This window comes from Sphingorhabdus sp. EL138, assembly GCF_945882965.1.
Classification (GTDB): Bacteria; Pseudomonadota; Alphaproteobacteria; order Sphingomonadales; family Sphingomonadaceae; genus Sphingorhabdus_B.
This window is the reverse complement of the sequence record NZ_CAMCWY010000002.1, coordinates 54,768-73,979: the sequence shown is the minus strand read 5'-3', so window position 1 is coordinate 73,979 and position 19,212 is coordinate 54,768. Positions and strand designations below refer to the sequence as shown.

Sequence of the window (19,212 nt, the reverse complement as noted above, 5' to 3'; positions counted from 1 at the left end):
GTTTAATGGGGTATCGTTTGGGCGTGGATGTCGGCGGGACTTTTACCGACCTGTTGCTGTTCAATGCAGAGACTGGCGCGTTTTGGAGGCACAAAACGCCGTCGACGCCGCATGACAGCAGCGAGGGCATATTAAACGGCGTCAACGCGATTTGCGCAAACGCTGGCGTAGATGCGGCAGGCATTGAATATTTCCTCCACGGAACCACGGTGGCGACGAATGCCGTGCTTGAAGGCAAAGGCGCGCGCGTTGGCCTGATCGTCACTGAGGGATATCGCGACATCATGCAGATCGCACGGTCTTATGTGCCTGGTGGTCTTGCCGCGTGGATTATCTGGCCAAAGCCGACACCGTTGGCTGCCTTGGAAGATACTGTCACTGTCGGTGGACGGATGAATGCCCAAGGCGAAGAAGTTCGTCCGCTGGATATAGCCTCGGCAAAAACGGCTCTCACTTATCTGAAGGAGCAGGGTGTCGAAGCGATCACCGTCAGCTTCATGAACGCATACACCAATGGCGCGCATGAAAAGCATGTGGGCGATCTCGCTCGTGAAATGATGCCGAATGTTCCGGTGTCACTCAGCCATGAAGTTCTGCCTGAAATGCAGGAATATGAGCGGACGCTAACAACCGTTGCGAACGCCGCCGTGCGTCCAGTAGTCGGGAAATACATCTCCAATCTGCGGAGCAAGTTGGCTGACGCTGGCTTCACCGGCAAGCTGTCATTGTTGCGGTCCGATGGTGGATTGATGTCGGCGCAAAAAGCGCAGGAGCATCCTGTCGACATCTTGATGTCCGGCCCAGCGGGCGGTGTAACAGGCGCGCTTTGGGTGGGTAAAAATGCAGGCATCAAGAATATCCTGACGCTTGATGTTGGTGGCACATCCACCGATGTCGCCCTGATCGAAAACCTTGAACCCCGGCGCGTGCGCACGACGGAGGTCGGCCATTTGGCGGTGCGTGCATCTTCGCTTGATGTCAAAACCGTTGGTGCAGGCGGCGGTTCGATTGCCTATGTACCTGAATTGACCAAGGCGTTGCGTGTTGGCCCGCAGTCAGCTGGCGCTGTTCCCGGACCAGTCGCTTATGGTAAGGGCGGGGAAGCGCCAACCGTAACCGACGCCAATGTGGTATTGGGGTATCTTCCTGAAAATCTTTTGGGCGGAACGTTCCAGCTTGACCGCGAGGGCGCGAAAAAAGCGGTGCAAACTATCGCTGACGCGCTCGGCATTGACCTAATGGCCGCTGCGCGCGGTATCATTGATATTGTGAACGAAAATATGTTCGGCGCGCTGCGCATGATTTCGGTGCAGCAGGGGTATGACCCACGGCATTTTGCTCTGATGGGCTTTGGCGGCGCTGGACCATTGCACGTAAACGCCGTTGCAAGACTGATGGGCAGCTGGCCTGCCGTGTCACCCGTTTCGCCAGGCGTATTGTGCGCATTGGGCGATGCCACGACGCGGATGCGTACAGAGACAGCGCGCAGCTTTTCACGGCTGGCGACAACAACCGATGCGGCCGAACTCATCGCTATTTTGAAAGAGATGGCAGAGCAGACGCGTGCGCAGCTGCAGTCAGATGGCATCAACGATGCCGACATCACCAGCGAGTTCGAAATTGACGTCCGCTATGCGGGGCAAGCGTTCGAAGTGCCGTTGACGATCACACCCGACGTTTTGGAACGTGATGGCGTTGCTGGAATTCTGGCGCGTTTCGACGAAGAGCATCTGCGGTTGTTCACCTTCAACATGGATACGCCGCACGAAATCGTGAACTTGCGCGCCGTTGCCTTGGGGCAACCGCTCGACTTGCCAGCTGCGGAATTGCCAAAGGGTGATGGAAGCCCCGCAGCGGCCAAAATGCGCGACCATGTTTTGTGGATGGATGGCAAAGAACAGGCTGCAGTCATCTATGACCGATCAAAGCTGCGACAGGGGGATGTCATTCCTGGTCCGGCCATTGTGGTCGAAATGGATTCGACGACACTTATCGAAACTGGCTGCGTCGCAATCGTCGACAAGGTCGGCAATATCCTGATCAATCTGGCTTGAGGAGGCGAACGACATGCCCGCCCAAATCATTCAAACGAACAACACCCCCTTCAACAAAATCGCTATCGATCCGGTTACGCTAGACATCATCGAAAACGCGCTGCGTAATGCCCGCATCGAAATGGATGCGACGTTGGTGCGCACAGCCATGTCGCCAGGTATTCGTGAACAGGGGGATGCATTCCCGTTGATAGCGGATCACACCGGCAAAATGATTGTTGGCCAGTTTGGCAGTTTTATCGGTGGTTTCCTCGATAACTTCGACGGAACACTCGAAGACGGCGATATGATTTTCTTGTCCGACCCCTATTCTTGCGCCGGCGCGGTTAGCCATTCGAATGACTGGCTCGTGCTCTTGCCTGTTTTCAAAGACGGACGTCTGATCGCTTTTACGTCAATGTTTGGCCACCAGTCCGACATTGGCGGAAAAGTTGTCGGCTCGATGCCAATTAACGCCCGTTCAATTTTTGAGGAGGGCGTTCGCATTCCGCCCGTCAAAATCTGGAAAAAGGGCGAATATAATGACGATCTGATGAAGCTCGTCATGCACCAGACCCGCAAGCCCGATTGGTGTCAGGCGGATTTGAACGCACTTATCGCTTCCTGCCGGGTTGCAGCGCGCCGTGTTGTCGAAATGGCCGCGCGCTTTGGTGATGATGTCTACATCTCGGCAACACAAGAGTTGCTGGCGCGAAACCACCGCGCCATGAAATCGCTTATTGCTATGGCCATTGGCGAAGAACCGGTCAGCTTCGAAGATTATATCTGCGACGACGGCATGGGCGCTGGCCCGTATAAAATTAAGTGCACCATGTGGCGCGACGGCGAAAAGGTTGTGCTCGATTTTGCCGGCACGGACCCGCAAAGTCAGGCTTCAATCAACTTTCTGCTTAACGAAAACATGTTCAAAATGTTCTTTGGCATTTACATGATCATGGTCTTCGATCCCCAAATTCTCTTTAACGATGGCTTTTATGATCTGATCGATGTCCGCATTCCGGACGGCTCTCTTCTCAAGCCGAAATTTCCAGCAGCGCTCTCGGGTCGCACCCACGCGCTGGGCCGCATTTTCGATATTTTAGGTGGTCTCTTGGGGCAGAAAACACCCGAATTCCTAAATGCTGCTGGTTTTTCCTCAAGCCCCCATGTCTTCTATTCTGGCAATGATAAAAAGGGTGACTGGTTCCAGCTGTTCCAGATAGGCTTTGGTGGAATTCCCGGACGTCCAATGGGCGACGGGCCAGACGGCCACTCGCTATGGCCGGGCTTTACCAATGTACCCAATGAATTTTTGGAGCGGTATTTCCCATTGATAATCGAACGTTATGAAACCGAGCCCGACAGCGGTGGGGCTGGTCTGCATCGTGGCGGCAATGGTATCCACATGACCTACCGTTTCTTGGCGACAGGCACGATCTCGATCCACGATGACCGTTGGTTCGTGCCTCCGTGGGGCGTCAATGGCGGTGAGCCTGGCAAGCGCGCACGCAAAATTCTCGAAAAAGCTGACGGCACTTCGCAGATTATCGGCAATAAGGTCGAGGACATCCATGTCGAAGAGGGCGATCAATTGCACTTTATCACGTGGGGTGGTGGCGGTTGGGGCGACGCACTTGACCGTGATCCGGCATTGGTTGGCAAAGAAATCATCCAAGGGCTTGTTACTGTCGAAGGCGCAAAAGCTTATGGCGTAATTGCCAACGCACATGGCGTAGTAGATGTCGATGCCACTGAGGCCTTGCGCAGCCGTTTGCGGCAAGAGCGCGGCGAACTTCCATTGTTCAATTACGGGCCGGGTATTGAAACGCTGCGAGCCAATTGCGAGGCGGAAACAGGCCTGAAGGCTCCTGTTCAGCCTGTCTGGACAGCGCTGGAGGCTGCTGAGTGAGTGCACTTAAGGGTTTACGTGTTGTTGAACTCGGACAGCTGCTCGCTGGACCGTTTTGCGGACAACTACTGGGCGATATGGGCGCAGAAGTTATCAAGGTCGAGCCCCCGGGCGCGGGCGACCCAATGCGCGTGTGGGGCCAAGGCGAAGAAAAGGTGCAATGGGAAGTCATTGCACGAAACAAGAAATCTGTTTCGGCCAATTTGCGGATTCCAGAAGGGCAGGCGCTGGTCCGCCAATTGATTGGCATAGCCGATATCTTGGTCGAGAATTTCAAGCCCGGCACGATGGAAAAATGGGGCTTTTCTCCAGAAGCGCTTTTGGCTGAACATCCGAGCCTGATCATTGCACGCATGTCGGGCTATGGCCAGACGGGGCCCTATTCAGACCGCGCAGGCTTTGGTGGCATTGGCGAAGCAATGGGCGGCTGGCGCTATATTGTGGGTGAGCCTGATCGATCACCAAGCCGCATGGGCATTTCCATCGGCGACACGTTGACCGCCACTTATGGTTGCATGGGCGTGCTTGCAGCATTGCACCATCGCAACGTCACTGGTCAGGGGCAAGTTATCGATGCCGCGCTTTATGAAAGTGTATTGCAAGTCATGGAGGGGCTGGTCCCCGAATATGACCATAGCGGCTTTATTCGGGAACGCTCCGGTTCAATTCTACCCGGCATTGCGCCATCCAACGTCTATGTTTGCAAGGATGGCGAATATATGATTGGCGCGAACAAAGACTCGCTGTGGCAAAGATTGGCAGAAGCTATGGGCGTGCCCGACCTTGGGACGGACCCTCGGTTCGCAACGCATCTTGCGCGCGGCCACAACCAGTTGGAACTTGATGAAATTATCAATGCCTGGACGGCCACACTTACCGTTGATGAAGTCGACGCGTTGATGATTGCATATTCAATCCCCGCAGGCCGGGTATACCGCGCGCCGGAGATGCTCGAGGATCCGCATTTTCAAGCGCGGGAAGCAATTATCGAAGTCGAGACAGAGCGGTACGGCAAGCTGAAAATGCAGGGTGCGTTTCCGAAGATGTCGGCCACTCCTAGCAGCGTTCGCTCCCCCGCACCATCAATTGTAGGCCAACATAATGCCGAAATATATGGCGGCTTACTTGGGATGGATACTGCGGAGTTGGATAGGCTGAAGGCGGCTGGCGCAATCTGATGCCGCAACAGAATGACGAACTGACCGCAAATTATGTCGGCGCGTTCGACGGCCGTCTTTCTTTTGGTAAACGCCCTGCGCTTCTCATCGTCGATTTTGTTATGGCGTACCTGGACCCTGCATCGCCTTTGTACGCGCAGGTTGAGGATGCGTTGGCCAGCAACGAACGCCTGCTGGCGGCTGCGCGGGCTGCCGGAATCCCGGTCTTCTTTACGAATGTCGTGTATCAGGCAGATGGCGCAGACGGCGGTTTGTTCTACAAGAAAATCCCGTCGCTTCGGGTGTTTTTGGAAGGGTCGCCATTAGGCGCATTTCCCCCGTCGCTTCAACCGGTGGACGGCGAGCGCGTCATTTCAAAACAGTTCGCGTCGGCATTTTTTGGGACATCACTTGCAGAGACGCTTTCTGACGAAGGGATAGACACATTGCTCATAACAGGGCTTTCGACTTCAGGATGTGTGCGCGCAACGGCGCTGGACGCATTGCAGTCCGGCTTTGCACCTTTCGTCGTGCGTGAAGCCTGTGGCGATCGGCATTCGGCACCACATGAAGCTAATCTGTTCGACCTACAGGCCAAATATGCAGAAGTCGTTTCGGAACGTGAAGCTTGTGCTCTTATATCTGCGAGCGTGGGGCTATAACTAAATTAGAGAAAGAAGGTGGATATGGGCCATCTAAACTCTCCACTAAACATAAACCCGGCGACACGCACAAAAACCGAAGTGGTATATGCTCCAAATAGCGAAGTCAGCCTTGGTTCGGGTTAAGCCGAAGCAAAAAATCATAGCTTTCGGACTTGTAGTGCAACAGCATACTCGCCTTTAATTCCTAACCTTAGAAATTGACCCATGGGAAAAACATGCTACTTTGTAGTATACGTTCCAGCAAAACGATGGGAGTTTTTTATGGTAGCTGCATCACAGGTCGTTTTGACGGCGACAGAACGCGTCACACTGGGAGTACCCGCAGCAGAGGCTGTTGCCGAAGAGTCGTCCAATCGCGGTGCCCGCAAGGTTTTCATCTTGGCCAGTTCACATCTTAACCAGAAAACGGACGAGATCCGTCGGATCGAGGCCGCATTAGGCACGCGCCATGTTGCGACCCATGACGGCATCCAGCCGCACGCACCTCGCGGCGACGTCCTCAAAGCAGCGGAACATGCGCGGTCGGTGGGCGCCGATCTAATTATTACAGTTGGTGGTGGTTCGGTGACGGATGCAGGAAAAATCATGCTCATCTGCCTCAAGCACAATATCACCACGGTAGAACAGTTTGATAATTTTCGCACTCGTGTGGAAGAGGACGGAACTGTTACGAACCCGGCATTTGATGCCCCGGACGTTCGCGCGATTTGTGTCCCGACAACCCTGTCGGGCGGAGAGTTTAACCCGCTTTCCGGCGCAACCGATGAAAAAATAAAGCAAAAGCAGGCTTATGCCCAACGCGACATGGTTCCTGTTTGCGTCGTGCTTGATCCGGCAATTACTGTGCATACGCCTGAATGGCTATGGTTATCGACCGGCGTTCGTTCGGTGGATCATGCCACGGAAACGCTGGCGTCACTGCTTTCTAACGATTTCTGTGATGGGCTGGCGGACAGCGCGCTTCGCCTACTTGCAGAGGGTTTGCGGGAAGTTAAAGCAAATCCCGCAAATCTTGACGCGCGTCTGAAATGCCAAATCGGGGCATGGCAGTCGATGATCCCGATTATTGGAGGCGTCCCGATGGGCGCAAGCCATGCTATCGGGCATGTGCTGGGCGGGACGTGCGATGTCCCCCATGGGTATACTTCCTGCGTTATGTCACCTTTTGTTCAGGCTTATAACTTGGAAGTGAACGCGCACAGACAAAAGCGGATCAGCGCCTGTTTGGGCGATGCAAGCAAGCCTGCCTCGGAGTTACTGGATACGCTAATCCGAGGCCTCGGGATGCCGCGATCATTGCGTGAAGTGGGGGTTGTCGAAAGCCAGTTGCAACTTATCGCTGACTATACTCTTGAAGACATCTGGGGGCGTACAAACCCTCGTCCAATAACCAAATCCGCGGATGTAATGAGCATCCTGCAGACGGCGATGGGTTAATCGCAAGTTGGGAAAACTGATGCCGGAAGCCGTATTAAAAGTTCGAAAATCGACACAATTAAAGGATGAGATCGCAGCCTATAAAAGGCGCCGTATCCTTGAAGAAGCGAGCCACTTGTTTTACACATACGGATATGAAACGACGACCCTAGATGCTGTGGCGGAACAACTGAATGTGACGAAACCATTCATCTACTCCTATTACAAAAATAAAGGCGAGTTGCTTTACGAAATTTGCCAAACAGGTATCCAGCTCTCTCTTAATGTTCTCGAAGAGGCGCTGTCTATTGAAGGCACCGCTACTGAACGGCTCAAAATGGTGGCCGAGCGGGTTGCCCGCATAATTATTGAAAATCAGCGGTACATCAGTGTTTATCTGAGAGAGGAAAAGAGCCTAGATGTTGAGGATGCAAGGCGCATTCGTGATTTGCGACACCAGTTTGATCTTCAGTTGAGCGACCTACTTGAAAAGGGAAAGCGGACGGGCGAGTTTGATATTCGACACCCTTCGCAGACGGCGATTTGGGTCAGCGGGCTACTGACATGGATTGCGCTTTGGTATCACGACGGCGGGCGCTGGTCGGCAACTGAAGTTGTCATGGACGCGATCAACATGATCATGAAAATGGTGCTCCCAGGGACTGCCCAACGTGGTTGAGCAGATGGCTGCTGCCACCCATAGCGATCCCCGCGTCCTTGACCGTAATACCTGCGTGTTGCGCTACTTGATTGATGATTGGGCGCAAAAGCAGCCCGATAAAGTCTATGCCATATTTGAAGATGGTGGCTGCTGGACCTATGCTGAGTTGCGCGAGCTGGTAATCAGCAAGGCGGCAGGACTACAGAAGTTGGGCGTAAAACGCGGCAACCATGTTGCTGTCTGGATGGCGAATGGCAGAGAAGCGTTGATCGCCTTCTACGCAATCAACTACATAGGTGCCGTGTTTGTGCCCTTTAACACCGCCTATCGCGGGACCATATTGGAGCATGTCCTTGCGAATTCGGACGCCGAACTTCTCATTGCCCACGCAGGCCTTCTTGATCGCTTAGACGGGATCAACACAGCCGCCATTTCAAAAATTGTGACACTGGGCAAGCTCGCAACAACATCCGCACTTGAAACAATCGATTTTGTTAACGTCAACGGGACCGAGGATGAACTTCAACCGCTTGCCAGCCCAATCGAACCTTGGGAAAATCAGTCTATCATTTACACGTCAGGAACAACGGGCCCATCAAAGGGCGTGCTGTCCTCCTATCTTCATCTCTTCACCAATGCCGGGCCTGAAAGCTGGCACTTTGTTACTGGTGAGGACCGTTATCTTGTTAACATGCCGATTTTCCACATTGGAGGCCTTGGTATTCCTTTCGTGATGCTCGCGCGCGGCGGATCGATTGCCCTAATGGAGAACTTCTCAACCGACAGCTTCTGGGATTTTGTGCGGAAGACTGAATGCACGGTTATCTTCTTGCTCGGCGTCATGGCAACCTTCTTGATGAAACGACTCCCGGCTCCGGATGACCGAGATAACAATGTACGCGTCGCTTTCATGGTACCGTTGACTGATGCCGCGGGGCCGTTCCACGAACGCTTTGGAATTGACGTATTCACGATATTCAACATGACCGAAATTTCTTCACCGATTGTGTCAGAGGCCAACCCAAATAAGCTTGGTACATGCGGCAAAGTGCGCGCGGGCGTCGAAGTGCGATTGGTGGATAGCAATGATTGCGAAGTGCCGATCGGGTCCGTTGGAGAAATGATTGTGCGCACGGACCGACCGTGGGCAATGAATAGTGGCTATCACAAAAACCCACAAGCGACAGCAATAGCATGGCGCAATGGTTGGTTTCATACGGGCGATGCGTTTCGCCGCGACAATGAGGGTTTCTTTTACTTTGTTGACCGCGTGAAGGATGCAATCCGAAGACGCGGCGAGAATATCTCGTCCTTCGAAGTAGAGAGTGAAGTGATGGCTCATCCTCACGTACGCGAGGCCGCCGTAATTGCAGTGCCTAGTGAATATTCTGAGGACGAAGTGATGGCGGTAATAGCGCCAGTGCCGGGTGTAACCGTAGATTATGTTGAGCTAATCGAGTTTCTAACTTCGCGCCTACCCTATTTCATGGTGCCGCGTTACATCAGAATGATGGACGACCTGCCAAAAACACCGACAGCTAAGGTTATGAAAGCCGAATTGCGCGTCGCTGGTATTACTGCCGACAGTTGGGACCGTGAGGCAAGCGGCATCAAGTTGCGCAAGGAAAAACTATAGTGGCTGCCAACTTGCGCTAAGCGCTGTAAGGCCACGGAACATGAAGCCGTCCTGCCGCCATCGCGCCGATGCGACATCTACTTTCAATCCGGGCAAACGCTTTGCGAGTGTAGTAAAGGCAATTTCGCCTTCCAACCGTGCCAACTCTGCTCCAACACAAAAGTGAATACCTCCGCCGAACGAGAGATGCCTAGGGCCCTTGCGCTCTATGTCAAAAATATCCGGAGCGTCGAATATTTCGGGATCGCGATTGCCCGCTGCAACTAGTGTTAGCACACGCTCACCTGCGTGAATTGTCTTGTCGCCTAGAGTCACATCCTTGAAAGCCGTTCGGTTTGTTCCGACCAGTGAACTCTCGTAGCGCAGAATCTCTTCGCTGGCCGAAGCAGCAAGCGTAGGGTCCGCTACCAGCTTGGCCCATTGATCCGGAAATTTGTGAAGCGATAACAGACCATTCCCGATCATATGTGCGGTTGTTTCAAATCCAGCTCCAAAAAGCCCGATGGCGACCGTTGCCATCTCATGATCGGTCAGCGGCCCATTCTCATCGCAGGCGTTGCACAGTCCGGTCGCCAGATCATCGCGGGGTTCGATCCGGCGCGCTGCAAAAATCTTGCCAAAAAATTCTTCAAGGAAATCGATCTGGCTGTTAGCCAGCGCCAGCACGTCAGGTTCGAAAGCGCGCATTTCAAAAACTATAAAAGAATCCGCGATCGCTTGATTAAGCGCGGCAAGGACGTCGTCAGAAGCCTCCTGAGGGGACAAACCAAGCATGTCACACATGACGAGTGTGGGGAAGCGGTAGGCAAATTGGTGAATCACCTCCATCTCCCCACTACCGATCACTGCGTCAAGCAAGCGATCTGCAATTGCCTGCACGCGGGGGCGCATTTCCGCCACCCGCCGCGCCGTCAGGGCTTGGGTCACAAGCCCGCGCACGCGCGTGTGCCTTGGGGGATCCTGATAGAGAAAAATCTCGGATAACCAGCGATAGGCGGAGTGAGACAGAACATCAAAATCAGGCCCATAGAAGAGCTGGATATTGCGGATGAAATCACCCTGCCCGAAATTCTCACGGTCCATCAGGACCGTGCGAACATCATCATACCTTGTGGCAACCCAGAACCCAAGCTCCGAAAAATGAACCGGATCCTGTTCACGCAAAGCCTTAAACAGCGGGTAAGGATCCAGCTTAAGCTGAGGATCTGTTGGATCAAATATGGCTCTATCGTTTGCCATTCAGGCTAGCCCCTAGAATTTTACGCCGAGCGTTACCCCATATGTTTGTGGCGGAGCTACCGAACCTACTCGAACGCTGTTGAATAATGGTGCTGTTATAATGTTATTGGTAACCACCAGCTCGTCTGAGAGATTTCGGCCCCATAAATCAATCGACCACATGCCGTTATCAGGTGTGTATTTTACACCAGCATTGATTAGGGCATAAGGTGCTTGCGTGGCATCAGCGTTATTAAATTCCGTGAAATACACTCGATCCTGCCAGTTAATGTCGGCGCGAAGGTTTAATTTACCCGAACCATTTATCAGAATGTCATAATCGGCACCGGCCCGGAAAGACCATTCCGGCGCATTAGACAAACGGTTACCGGCAAGGCTCACTACCTGAAAGTCTTGGCGATAATCGCCGCTGTCGAACTGTTTATATTTCGCATTTAGATACGTACCAAACAATTCGATTGTCAGGCCAGGCGCTGGCTTCGCGCGGAGTTCGGCTTCGAGACCAAAGTTGCGTGCAGATGCCGCATTTACCGTTGTTACGACGCTGGTGGCATCTACAAATCCGACCTGAAGATCGGAATAGTCCATGTAGAAGCCAGCTACGTTTGCTTGCAGGCGATTGTCCAATGCTGAAGTCTTTACACCTAGCTCATAGCTCCAAACAAATTCGGGGTTAATGACATCATTGCGAGATCCAACATTGATAACACCGGATTTGAACCCTCGGGTAACCGACCCATAAAGCAGCGTGCTATCAGTTGCCTGATAGTTTAATGTAAGCGTTGGAGTAAAGGCACTCCACCCCTTCTTCTTGTCAGTCGAAACCGATCCTAAGAAGTCGAAACTACCTACACCATCCCGATTTTCGTGGCTGTAGCGTCCGCCAAGTGTCACTTTAAACTTGTCGCTTACTGCGTAGCTTCCTTGAGCATAGAGCCCGATGGCATCAATTGTTACGGTGCCCTGTTGAAGATAATTAGCCTCGTCAAAAGTGTTTGCAGGCACGCCGAACAGAACGCCTAAATTGGTAAGCGGTACCCGTACACTACCGAACAGCTTTTCATTAAAATACATTCCGCCGATAATCGCATCAAACTTGTCGCTCGAATAACTACCTACAAATTCCTGGCTGAAAGTTTTGCTGTTTTCGTCGTAGTTGTTTTGGCCAAACAGGTTAGCATCCGAAGCATCGAGATCGTCGCGATTGAAGCGCTTAAACTTGTGATAGGATGAAATAGATTTCAAATTCCAGTCACCAGGCGTCCATTCAATTGTGCCAGTTACGCTTTGCCCATCACGTTCATTTAACGGCTCCTGATCGGAATAGATATTGCGCAGGTTTGCTGTCTTGCCGGCAGCAGCCGCTACCGACAAAATAGATTTTCCGCCTAGAATGGCACCGAGTTGGTTTTCCGGGGCAACCGTCGGTCCAAAATAATGAAACGCATAATTGCTATCCTTTTCATGAAAAACTTCTCCGGATACTAGGATGTTTACCGTTTCACCCGCCTTAAAAAGCAGGGCGCCGCGCAAAGCATACGCGTCGCGATCATCGATATCTTTGCCGGTAAATTCATTAATGCCATACCCATCGCGACGATCATACTTTCCTGATACGCGAGCCAAGATCTTCTCGCCGGCAATTGGTCCACCCACCGCGCCTTCGACGCTGAGCGCGTTATAATTTCCATAGGTCAATTGCGCATAGCCATCGAGTTCGTCGGTTGGGCGCTTTGTGATTAGGTTGATTGCCCCAGCTGTGGCACCACGACCGTAAAGTGTTCCCTGCGGACCGCGCAGCACTTCGACCCGCTCAAGATCGTAAAAGCCAGATAACTGGGCCGCCGGCCTTGCAATCTGCGCCCCATCTTGCAGAAAGGCCACGCCTCCGTCAGCACCAAGATCGATGCTGGTTAGGCCGATCCCACGAATAAAAATTCGGTTTACACCAAATTGGTCACCGACCGAAAGGTTGGGGATAGCTGAAGCAAGTGAGGCAACATCCTTAATTCCCCCTGCGCCAAGGTCATCCCCTGCGACAGCCGTTATCGAAGCTGGGACCTTTGAAAGGGCTTCTGAATTACGCGTTGCGGTTACAATTATATCACCAAGCCCCGTGTCGTCCTGCGCCTTAGATTGCGCAAATGCAGGGTTTGCTATTGATGCAAGTGAGGCAGTACTGAGCAGCGTTAAGATATGAAGCATTCTTAACGGATTACGCGCTGATAAAGTTGTGCCTGCTACCAATTTCTTCGACTGAGCCATCTCACCATCTCCCCTAATTCGTCTTATCTAACGTATATTTTTATACTATCACGTAGATGTATTTTATTTTAAGTAGAATGCAAGCGAGAATGTAAATGTAGCTATTCCAAGGTAATTTATGACGATAATATCGAGCTTGAAAGCTGCTTTATGAGTGACACGCAGACATTTGAATTTCTGTCCGATTCCGAGCTTTTAAGAGCGGAGCTTGAGGGTGCTGACGCGGCAACTCTGCTCCTTGTATTGGTTCAATTAACGGGAGATACCCACATTTTGGCTCGGGCGCGCCCGCATATTGCAGGCCCGATGAATTACCAAGAAACTATGCCGGAGGAGTTGCGAGGCGAAATCCGCGAACGGCTAACCGAAGCTTTGATCGACTACGCCCGAAGCGGAAGGCCACTTCCGCCCATTCCCGAAGGAGGCCTTCTTCGGGAGATGCTGAGTGCCGCTGCGGGCGAGGAAGTGAGCGAAGACTATGTCGCGATGATGCGAGAGGACCTAGAAGCGTCCGAAGTTGACCCACGAGGTCTAGTCTGGCGCACTAAACCTGCCAAAGACAGACTTGATGCATTTCCAGTGGTGATCATTGGCGCCGGCATGTCAGGTATTTGTGCCGCTGTAAGGCTGAAAGAAGCTGGCGTCCCCTTTACAGTAATGGAGAAAAATTCCGCGGTTGGGGGCAGTTGGTTCGAAAATTTTTACCCTGGATGCGGCGTCGATACACCCAATCATTTTTATTCATACTCGTTCGATTTAAACCATGACTGGTCACATTTCTTCGCCAAACGTGACGAACTTTGGGACTATTTTGAACGTGCGGCAGAAAAATACGATATTCGCTCTAGCATCCAGTTCGACACCGAAGTTGTGTCGGCCATTTATCAGGATGGGGATGCATATTGGAAACTCACGCTGCGCCGCCGCGACGGGACACTTGCTGAGCTGAATGCGAAGGCGATTATCTCTGCAGTTGGTATACTCAACCGACCGAAACTTCCGGACATTCCAGGTCGCGCCGAATTCGCCGGTGTGGCACTCCATACAGCGCAATGGGACAAGAACTTCGAATGGCGCGACAAACGCGTAGCCATGATTGGCACAGGCGCTTCGGGCCAACAGGTGGGGCCCACAATTGTAGGGGAAGTTAAAAGTTTGACGATTTTCCAGCGCTCCCCGCATTGGGTGGTGCCAAACCCAAATTACTTTGCAGAAGTATCTGACGGCATGAAATGGGCGCTCGCACATATTCCGTTTTTTGCACGATGGTACCGCTTCCAGCTTTTCTGGGCTTTTGCAGATGGGCTTCATGCGTCGTTGATGGTCGATCCGTCATGGGAAGATGATGGGAAGTCGATCAACCAAACCAATGCTCGGCATCGGTCATTCATGGAGCGCTACCTCCAAACCCAACTTAACGATCGTCCAGACCTTGTTGAGAAGGCGACCCCCAGTTATCCGCCTTATGGAAAACGTATCCTGGTGGACAATAACTGGTTTAAAATGCTGGTACGGCCTAATGTGGAGCTCGTGACGGAAGGGATAGCAAAGATAACGCCAGCAGGAATTGAAACTGCTGACGGCCAAATGTTTGAAGTTGATGCTATCGTATATGCCACTGGTTTTCAGGCCAGCAAAATGCTGGCGCCTATGACGATTAGAGGCAAAGGCGGCCGAGACCTGCACGACTTTTGGGGCAAGGATGATGCACAGGCATATCTAGGAACTATGATCCCAGATTTCCCCAACTTTTTTACTCTGATGGGGCCAAACACCGGACTGGCGCATGGCGGTAACGTTATCTTCATTACGGAATGCCAGACGCGCTTTATACTTGCCTGCCTGCGTGAAGTTCTCGAACGCGGGGTGGGAGAAATTGACGTAAAGCGGGATATACACGACGCACATGTCGCAGAGGTAGACGCATTGCACGCCAAGATGGTTTGGACGCACAAGGGGCTGAACAACTGGTATCGCAACGCTAACGGGCGGGTATTTGCATTGTTACCATACCGGCTCGTTGATTATTGGAAGATGACCAAAGAGTTTTTTCCTGATAATTTTAACATATCGTGACAATCCTATTGCAGCAGCTTCGCGATGGCCGAAGCATCCATGGCGTGTGCGAACCCGGGTTCGAGCAAGTGCTTTTCGCCTTTCGCGACAATTTCGAGCACAATGATGAGGTCGGCGCGAGCGTTTGCCTTACCTACCATGGCAAACCTGTGATTGACCTTTGGGGCGGGCTACGAGACGCGGACACGGGCGCGGAGTGGGAAAGGGACACAATCTCCCTTGTCTATTCCTGTACCAAAGGGGCAACCGCGCTGTGTGCGCATATGCTCGTTGATCAGGGTAAACTGGATTACAATGCGCGGGTCGTAGACCTTTGGCCGGAATTTGCTGCGGGGGGCAAAACTGACACGACCGTGGCTATGATGCTCGGACACACGTCACCTGTCCCACATTTGCGCGAACCGATCAAAACTGGGGGACTTACAGATTGGGAGTATATGACAGAGCGCGTTGCTTTAGAACCCGCGTTTTGGGAGCCAGGCAGGCGACAAGGCTATCACGGATTGACCTATGCTTGGACTGTAGGCAACCTTGTGCGGCTTGCCGCCGGGATGCCGCTTGGTGCTCTCTTTGCTGAACAGGTTGCTGGCCCGCTTGAGTTGGATTTTCATATTGGTCTTCCCGAATCCGAAGAACGGCGGGTCGCGCCGATGATCCCTCCCGCGCCATCCGAGGTAAACTTTGCATCGAAATTCTTTCGAATGGCTACGCAGCAGCCCGGCAGTTTGCCCAACTTGTTTCTAAATAACCAAGGTAATTCAGACTTTAACAGCCGCGTCGTTCATGCCGCAGAAATGGGCAGTGCAAATGGCATTACTAACGGCCGTGGTTTAGCCGGCATGTATGCACCGCTTGCCAACGGAGGCGGTACGCTGGTTTCGCCGAGGACGCTTGCGCAGATGGGGCGGGTGAGTGCCGCCACACATGAAGATGCTGTACTAATGCAACCTATGCGTTTTGCTATGGGGTTTATGGCCAGCACGGATAATCGAGCTATGGGGGCAGAAAGCGTTATCCTTGGGGAATCCGCCTTTGGGCATGTGGGGATGGGTGGCAGCATAGGCTTCGCAGACCCGTCTGCGGGCATTAGTTTTGGCTATACGATGAACCGCATGGGCGCAGGCATACTGCTTAACAAACGCGGTCAAGCGCTGGTAGATGCCGTGTATAAATCACTCGGTTGGAGATCGAATGCCACAGGCGCGTGGCTCGCCTAAAGGTTTAGTTTTTAATTTGTTCCAGCGCGTTTATGCGCATTGTTCGCAGGAATGATCCGAGAAGGACGCGCTGTTTTGATAGCAAAGGCTGTGCCGCCTAAGACATTGAAATCATTGGATCGGGCGAAGGGATTCGAACCCTCGAACCCAACGTTGGCAAGATTCGGGCCGATGAAATTTTCGTTATAAATCAAATTTTTTGTAAAGCCCTTAAAAATCCGAACACGATCCGAACATTTCAAGCACAATTTGCTAGCAAGCTTTGTGTTCAGGTTTCAAACAAGTGGGGAGCGGCAGTTTTGCGGCAGAAAACGAGTGTAGATGTATGATTACGTCGGACCTAAAAGTCGCCGATTAAATCAATGCAAATCATTCGGCATAAAACAACGAAGGGACGACGCATCGCGCCGCCCCTTCCTCCAATACCTCGGTTCCAAACGCTTATGTTTAGAAGCTTATCGTAGCCGTCAGCGCAACGGTGCGGGGTGAACCCACGGTGTAACGCTGCGTGAACTCGTCGAGAATACCGCCAATATAGCGCTCGTCAAAAAGGTTGTTCACACCAAGACGTGCTTCTACGCTCTGGCGATCACCGATCGGCAATTTGTAACCGACCGAAAGGTCGACCAACGTGTAGGTATCGATTTCCAGCGCCGGCGTATTCGCGGCATCTCCAGGAGCCGAACCGATATGACGAACGGTCAATTGGCTATTAATGCGTTCGCTGCGATAGTTAAGAGTTCCAGCAACAATATAATCAGGTGTTCCGGAAACCTTTGCACCAGCAGGCACCGTTACCCGGTTACCCCCGTAACTCGCGCCCCGGAAGCCCTTTGTGTATGTCGCATCGTTAATCGTGACGGCAAGTCCGGCACCAAAGTTGCGGGTTAAATCGGCATCAAGGCTGGCTTCAACACCCTGTGACCGCACGCCACCGTCGATGTTAAAATAGGTGCCGCCGGTGCCTGCAGAATAGTTGATCCCGCCAGTACCGATTGCAAAATCGTCAGTCAAAAACACAATCGGGTCGTTATACTTGATGCGATACAATGTTAACGCACCGCGAACACCGGCACCACGATACCGCGTGCCGATTTCGTAATTGGTTGCGACTTCTGGGTTGAGATTGGAAAAATCGGTTCCGGTTTTTTCGATGGCCCAATCACCGATTGCAGCAAAATTGCGCGAGTAACCGGCAAAAAGTTGGAACCGTTCGGTAGCATCAAAGACTACGCCAACTGATGGCAACAGCATGTTGCTATCGCTGTTGAATTTCGAGCGCGTTGTCGAAATCTGTTGGCCTGCCGAATTGAAATTCCGATCTTCAACCGAGGTACCTGAAATCTTGACGAAATAATGCTGCAGACCGGCATCGATCGTTAACGAGTCTGTGATATTCCAGGTATCAGCAATGTGGAGTTTCACCACATCCGTTTTGAAATTCTGGCGGAAATCTTCACGGTAGACGGTATTGGAGGCGATAGGGCCTTTACGAATATCCAAATATGGAAACCATTCACGGCCAAAGTCGCGATCAAGCTTTTCATACCATAGACCAGCGCGCAAATCGTGATTGCCGAACTCGGCGTTGATGTTGAAAACTGCGCCGAACCGTTGCGAGTAATAGGTGCTGTTCCGGTAGCTTTGCGCTGACGAGCAATCTGCGCCGGCCTTTGCGGTATTGTCTGCATTGAAGCAGGTCGACGAACGCACGATGGCGCCCGCGAGGTCCGTGTACACGCGTTCTACGCCACCACTGGCGTACGGCAGAACGGCCCGGCCCTGATTATCGGCAAAGGTCGTACGAATGCGCGAACCAGCAATGATCACCTGTTGCAAAGCGCCAGGATTAGCCGTGTTTACGAAACGGGGTTCCTGAAATGGTGGCAGGAATTCACCAACCCCTTCATTGCTATGGAAATAGGGTGAAAACGAAATCGAGATCGTGTCCGACGGTTTCCAGTCTAGCTTGGCATAACCCATGATGTTGGTACGTATCGCGGCCCACTCGTCCGCCCAATATTCATTTGGAGCAGCGCTGGTGGGATTAAAAGTCGCCGATGAACCATCGACCGTGTAGCCGGTCTGCTCGATAAAAGCGCGGGTGGCTTCGATGATGGGATCATCGTCGCTGTAGTTATATGATCCACGCAGCGTAAGCTTAACGTCGCCAAAATCAGAGACGCTTTTGCCCTCGACATGGAATTGCTCGATACCGGCTGGCGTTCGTCCGCCATGCGGCCACAGGTGGGTATCAAGGTCCGATACTGCGAAATATGCGCGGGTATTTCCGAAAATCTCACCTGTATCTATGTCGGCGTAGACGCGGCGACTGTCAAAGCTAGATAATGTAGCACTAACCCGTCCGCCGAACTCTGCTTTTGGTTCGCGCGAGAAATAGGCAATTGTCCCTCCGAGTGCGGACGTCGAAGGCGAGCCAACATCGGCTGTTCCCTGGTTTACTTGAACACGATCTGCATTTTCGGAAGCTAGGAACTTGGTGGCCGGTGCACCGCCGAGATAATAAGACGCGTTGAACAATGGCAAGCCATCAAGCGTCTGGCCCAGTTTTGAGTTGCGCAGGTTAACTTCAAAACCGCGAATGTTAATGCCGTAGCTCCAAGGATCCGCATTGAACGCATCCGAACCGCGGATTTGCACACCAGGTACTGTGCGAATGGCATTGACGATATTTTCGCCGCCAGAAAGCGCTTCAATATAAGCTTTCTCGACAACATTGTTGGCGCGCGCGACCCGTTCGGCGGTGACGATAATGGTCTCGCCTTCTGCGGTGGCGGCCTCAACTTCGTCGTAGGCCTTTGCACTCGTTGCGCTGGCAAGCGCCAGCGCACTGATCGATGCAGCATAAATGAAAGTTTTCATGGTTTATCCTTTTCGCGCGAATCGAACTGATATTTTTTCTAGTTTCGCAACACGG

At 52.5% G+C, this 19,212-nt stretch carries 12 protein-coding genes; 9 read left to right on the top strand and 3 right to left on the bottom strand.

The annotated features are described in order from the left end of the window. The first annotated feature begins 5 nt into the window (after positions 1-5). The 7 genes from Q0N43_RS01370 to Q0N43_RS01340 all read left to right on the top strand — a co-directional run bounded on the left by Q0N43_RS01370 (position 6) and on the right by Q0N43_RS01340 (position 9,477). Complete coding sequence (locus Q0N43_RS01370) at positions 6-2,054, top strand: hydantoinase/oxoprolinase family protein (protein WP_295441409.1); 2,049 nt, start codon at positions 6-8, stop codon at positions 2,052-2,054. A 13-nt stretch (positions 2,055-2,067) separates the two neighbouring features. Next, complete coding sequence (locus Q0N43_RS01365; protein ID WP_295441406.1) at positions 2,068-3,942, top strand: hydantoinase B/oxoprolinase family protein; 1,875 nt, start codon at positions 2,068-2,070, stop codon at positions 3,940-3,942. Then, entirely contained in the window at positions 3,939-5,120 is a 1,182-nt protein-coding gene (locus tag Q0N43_RS01360) for a CoA transferase (RefSeq protein ID WP_295441404.1), read from the top strand. The genes Q0N43_RS01365 and Q0N43_RS01360 overlap by 4 nt, the downstream gene beginning before the upstream one ends. After that, on the top strand, positions 5,120-5,761 hold the full coding sequence (locus Q0N43_RS01355) for an isochorismatase family protein (protein ID WP_295441402.1): 642 nt from the start codon (positions 5,120-5,122) through the stop codon (positions 5,759-5,761). The genes Q0N43_RS01360 and Q0N43_RS01355 overlap by 1 nt, the downstream gene beginning before the upstream one ends. Positions 5,762-6,025: 264 nt before the next feature. After that, positions 6,026-7,201: an iron-containing alcohol dehydrogenase gene (locus Q0N43_RS01350; RefSeq protein WP_295441400.1), complete on the top strand. Its 1,176-nt coding sequence runs from the start codon at positions 6,026-6,028 to the stop codon at positions 7,199-7,201. 19 nt (positions 7,202-7,220) lie between these two features. After that, positions 7,221-7,859, top strand: coding sequence for a TetR/AcrR family transcriptional regulator (locus tag Q0N43_RS01345; protein WP_295441397.1), 639 nt, complete (start codon positions 7,221-7,223; stop codon positions 7,857-7,859). Next, positions 7,852-9,477, top strand: coding sequence for an AMP-binding protein (locus tag Q0N43_RS01340; RefSeq protein ID WP_295441395.1), 1,626 nt, complete (start codon positions 7,852-7,854; stop codon positions 9,475-9,477). The genes Q0N43_RS01345 and Q0N43_RS01340 overlap by 8 nt, the downstream gene beginning before the upstream one ends. On the opposite strand, the gene Q0N43_RS01335 is transcribed toward Q0N43_RS01340, so the two are convergent. After that, positions 9,472-10,716: a cytochrome P450 gene (locus Q0N43_RS01335; RefSeq protein WP_295441392.1), complete on the bottom strand. Its 1,245-nt coding sequence runs from the start codon at positions 10,714-10,716 to the stop codon at positions 9,472-9,474. The two genes, Q0N43_RS01340 and Q0N43_RS01335, sit on opposite strands and share 6 nt — an antisense overlap. Before the next feature lie 12 nt (positions 10,717-10,728). Then, positions 10,729-12,981 (bottom strand): TonB-dependent receptor, encoded by a 2,253-nt coding sequence (locus Q0N43_RS01330; RefSeq protein WP_295441389.1) that lies wholly within the window; start codon positions 12,979-12,981, stop codon positions 10,729-10,731. 150 nt (positions 12,982-13,131) lie between these two features. On the opposite strand from Q0N43_RS01330, the gene Q0N43_RS01325 reads away from it, so the two are divergent. Beyond that, a complete protein-coding gene (locus Q0N43_RS01325; RefSeq protein ID WP_295441388.1) occupies positions 13,132-15,057 on the top strand; it encodes an NAD(P)-binding domain-containing protein in 1,926 nt (641 codons plus the stop codon). Further along, complete coding sequence (locus Q0N43_RS01320) at positions 15,054-16,274, top strand: serine hydrolase domain-containing protein (protein ID WP_295441385.1); 1,221 nt, start codon at positions 15,054-15,056, stop codon at positions 16,272-16,274. The genes Q0N43_RS01325 and Q0N43_RS01320 overlap by 4 nt, the downstream gene beginning before the upstream one ends. A 447-nt stretch (positions 16,275-16,721) precedes the next feature. On the opposite strand, the gene Q0N43_RS01315 is transcribed toward Q0N43_RS01320, so the two are convergent. After that, positions 16,722-19,157: a TonB-dependent receptor gene (locus Q0N43_RS01315; RefSeq protein ID WP_295441383.1), complete on the bottom strand. Its 2,436-nt coding sequence runs from the start codon at positions 19,155-19,157 to the stop codon at positions 16,722-16,724. Positions 19,158-19,212: the final 55 nt, after the last annotated feature.

Bases quoted from the DNA above. Each gene is read 5' to 3' on its own strand.
- Q0N43_RS01315 (WP_295441383.1), bottom strand. From the start codon at position 19,157: ATGAAAACTTTCATTTATGCTGCATCGATCAGTGCGCTGGCGCTTGCC.
- Q0N43_RS01350 (WP_295441400.1), top strand. From the start codon at position 6,026: ATGGTAGCTGCATCACAGGTCGTTTTGACGGCGACAGAACGCGTCACA.
- Q0N43_RS01330 (WP_295441389.1), bottom strand. From the start codon at position 12,981: ATGGCTCAGTCGAAGAAATTGGTAGCAGGCACAACTTTATCAGCGCGT.
- Q0N43_RS01365 (WP_295441406.1), top strand. From the start codon at position 2,068: ATGCCCGCCCAAATCATTCAAACGAACAACACCCCCTTCAACAAAATC.
- Q0N43_RS01370 (WP_295441409.1), top strand. From the start codon at position 6: ATGGGGTATCGTTTGGGCGTGGATGTCGGCGGGACTTTTACCGACCTG.
- Q0N43_RS01325 (WP_295441388.1), top strand. From the start codon at position 13,132: ATGAGTGACACGCAGACATTTGAATTTCTGTCCGATTCCGAGCTTTTA.
- Q0N43_RS01335 (WP_295441392.1), bottom strand. From the start codon at position 10,716: ATGGCAAACGATAGAGCCATATTTGATCCAACAGATCCTCAGCTTAAG.
- Q0N43_RS01355 (WP_295441402.1), top strand. From the start codon at position 5,120: ATGCCGCAACAGAATGACGAACTGACCGCAAATTATGTCGGCGCGTTC.
- Q0N43_RS01345 (WP_295441397.1), top strand. From the start codon at position 7,221: ATGCCGGAAGCCGTATTAAAAGTTCGAAAATCGACACAATTAAAGGAT.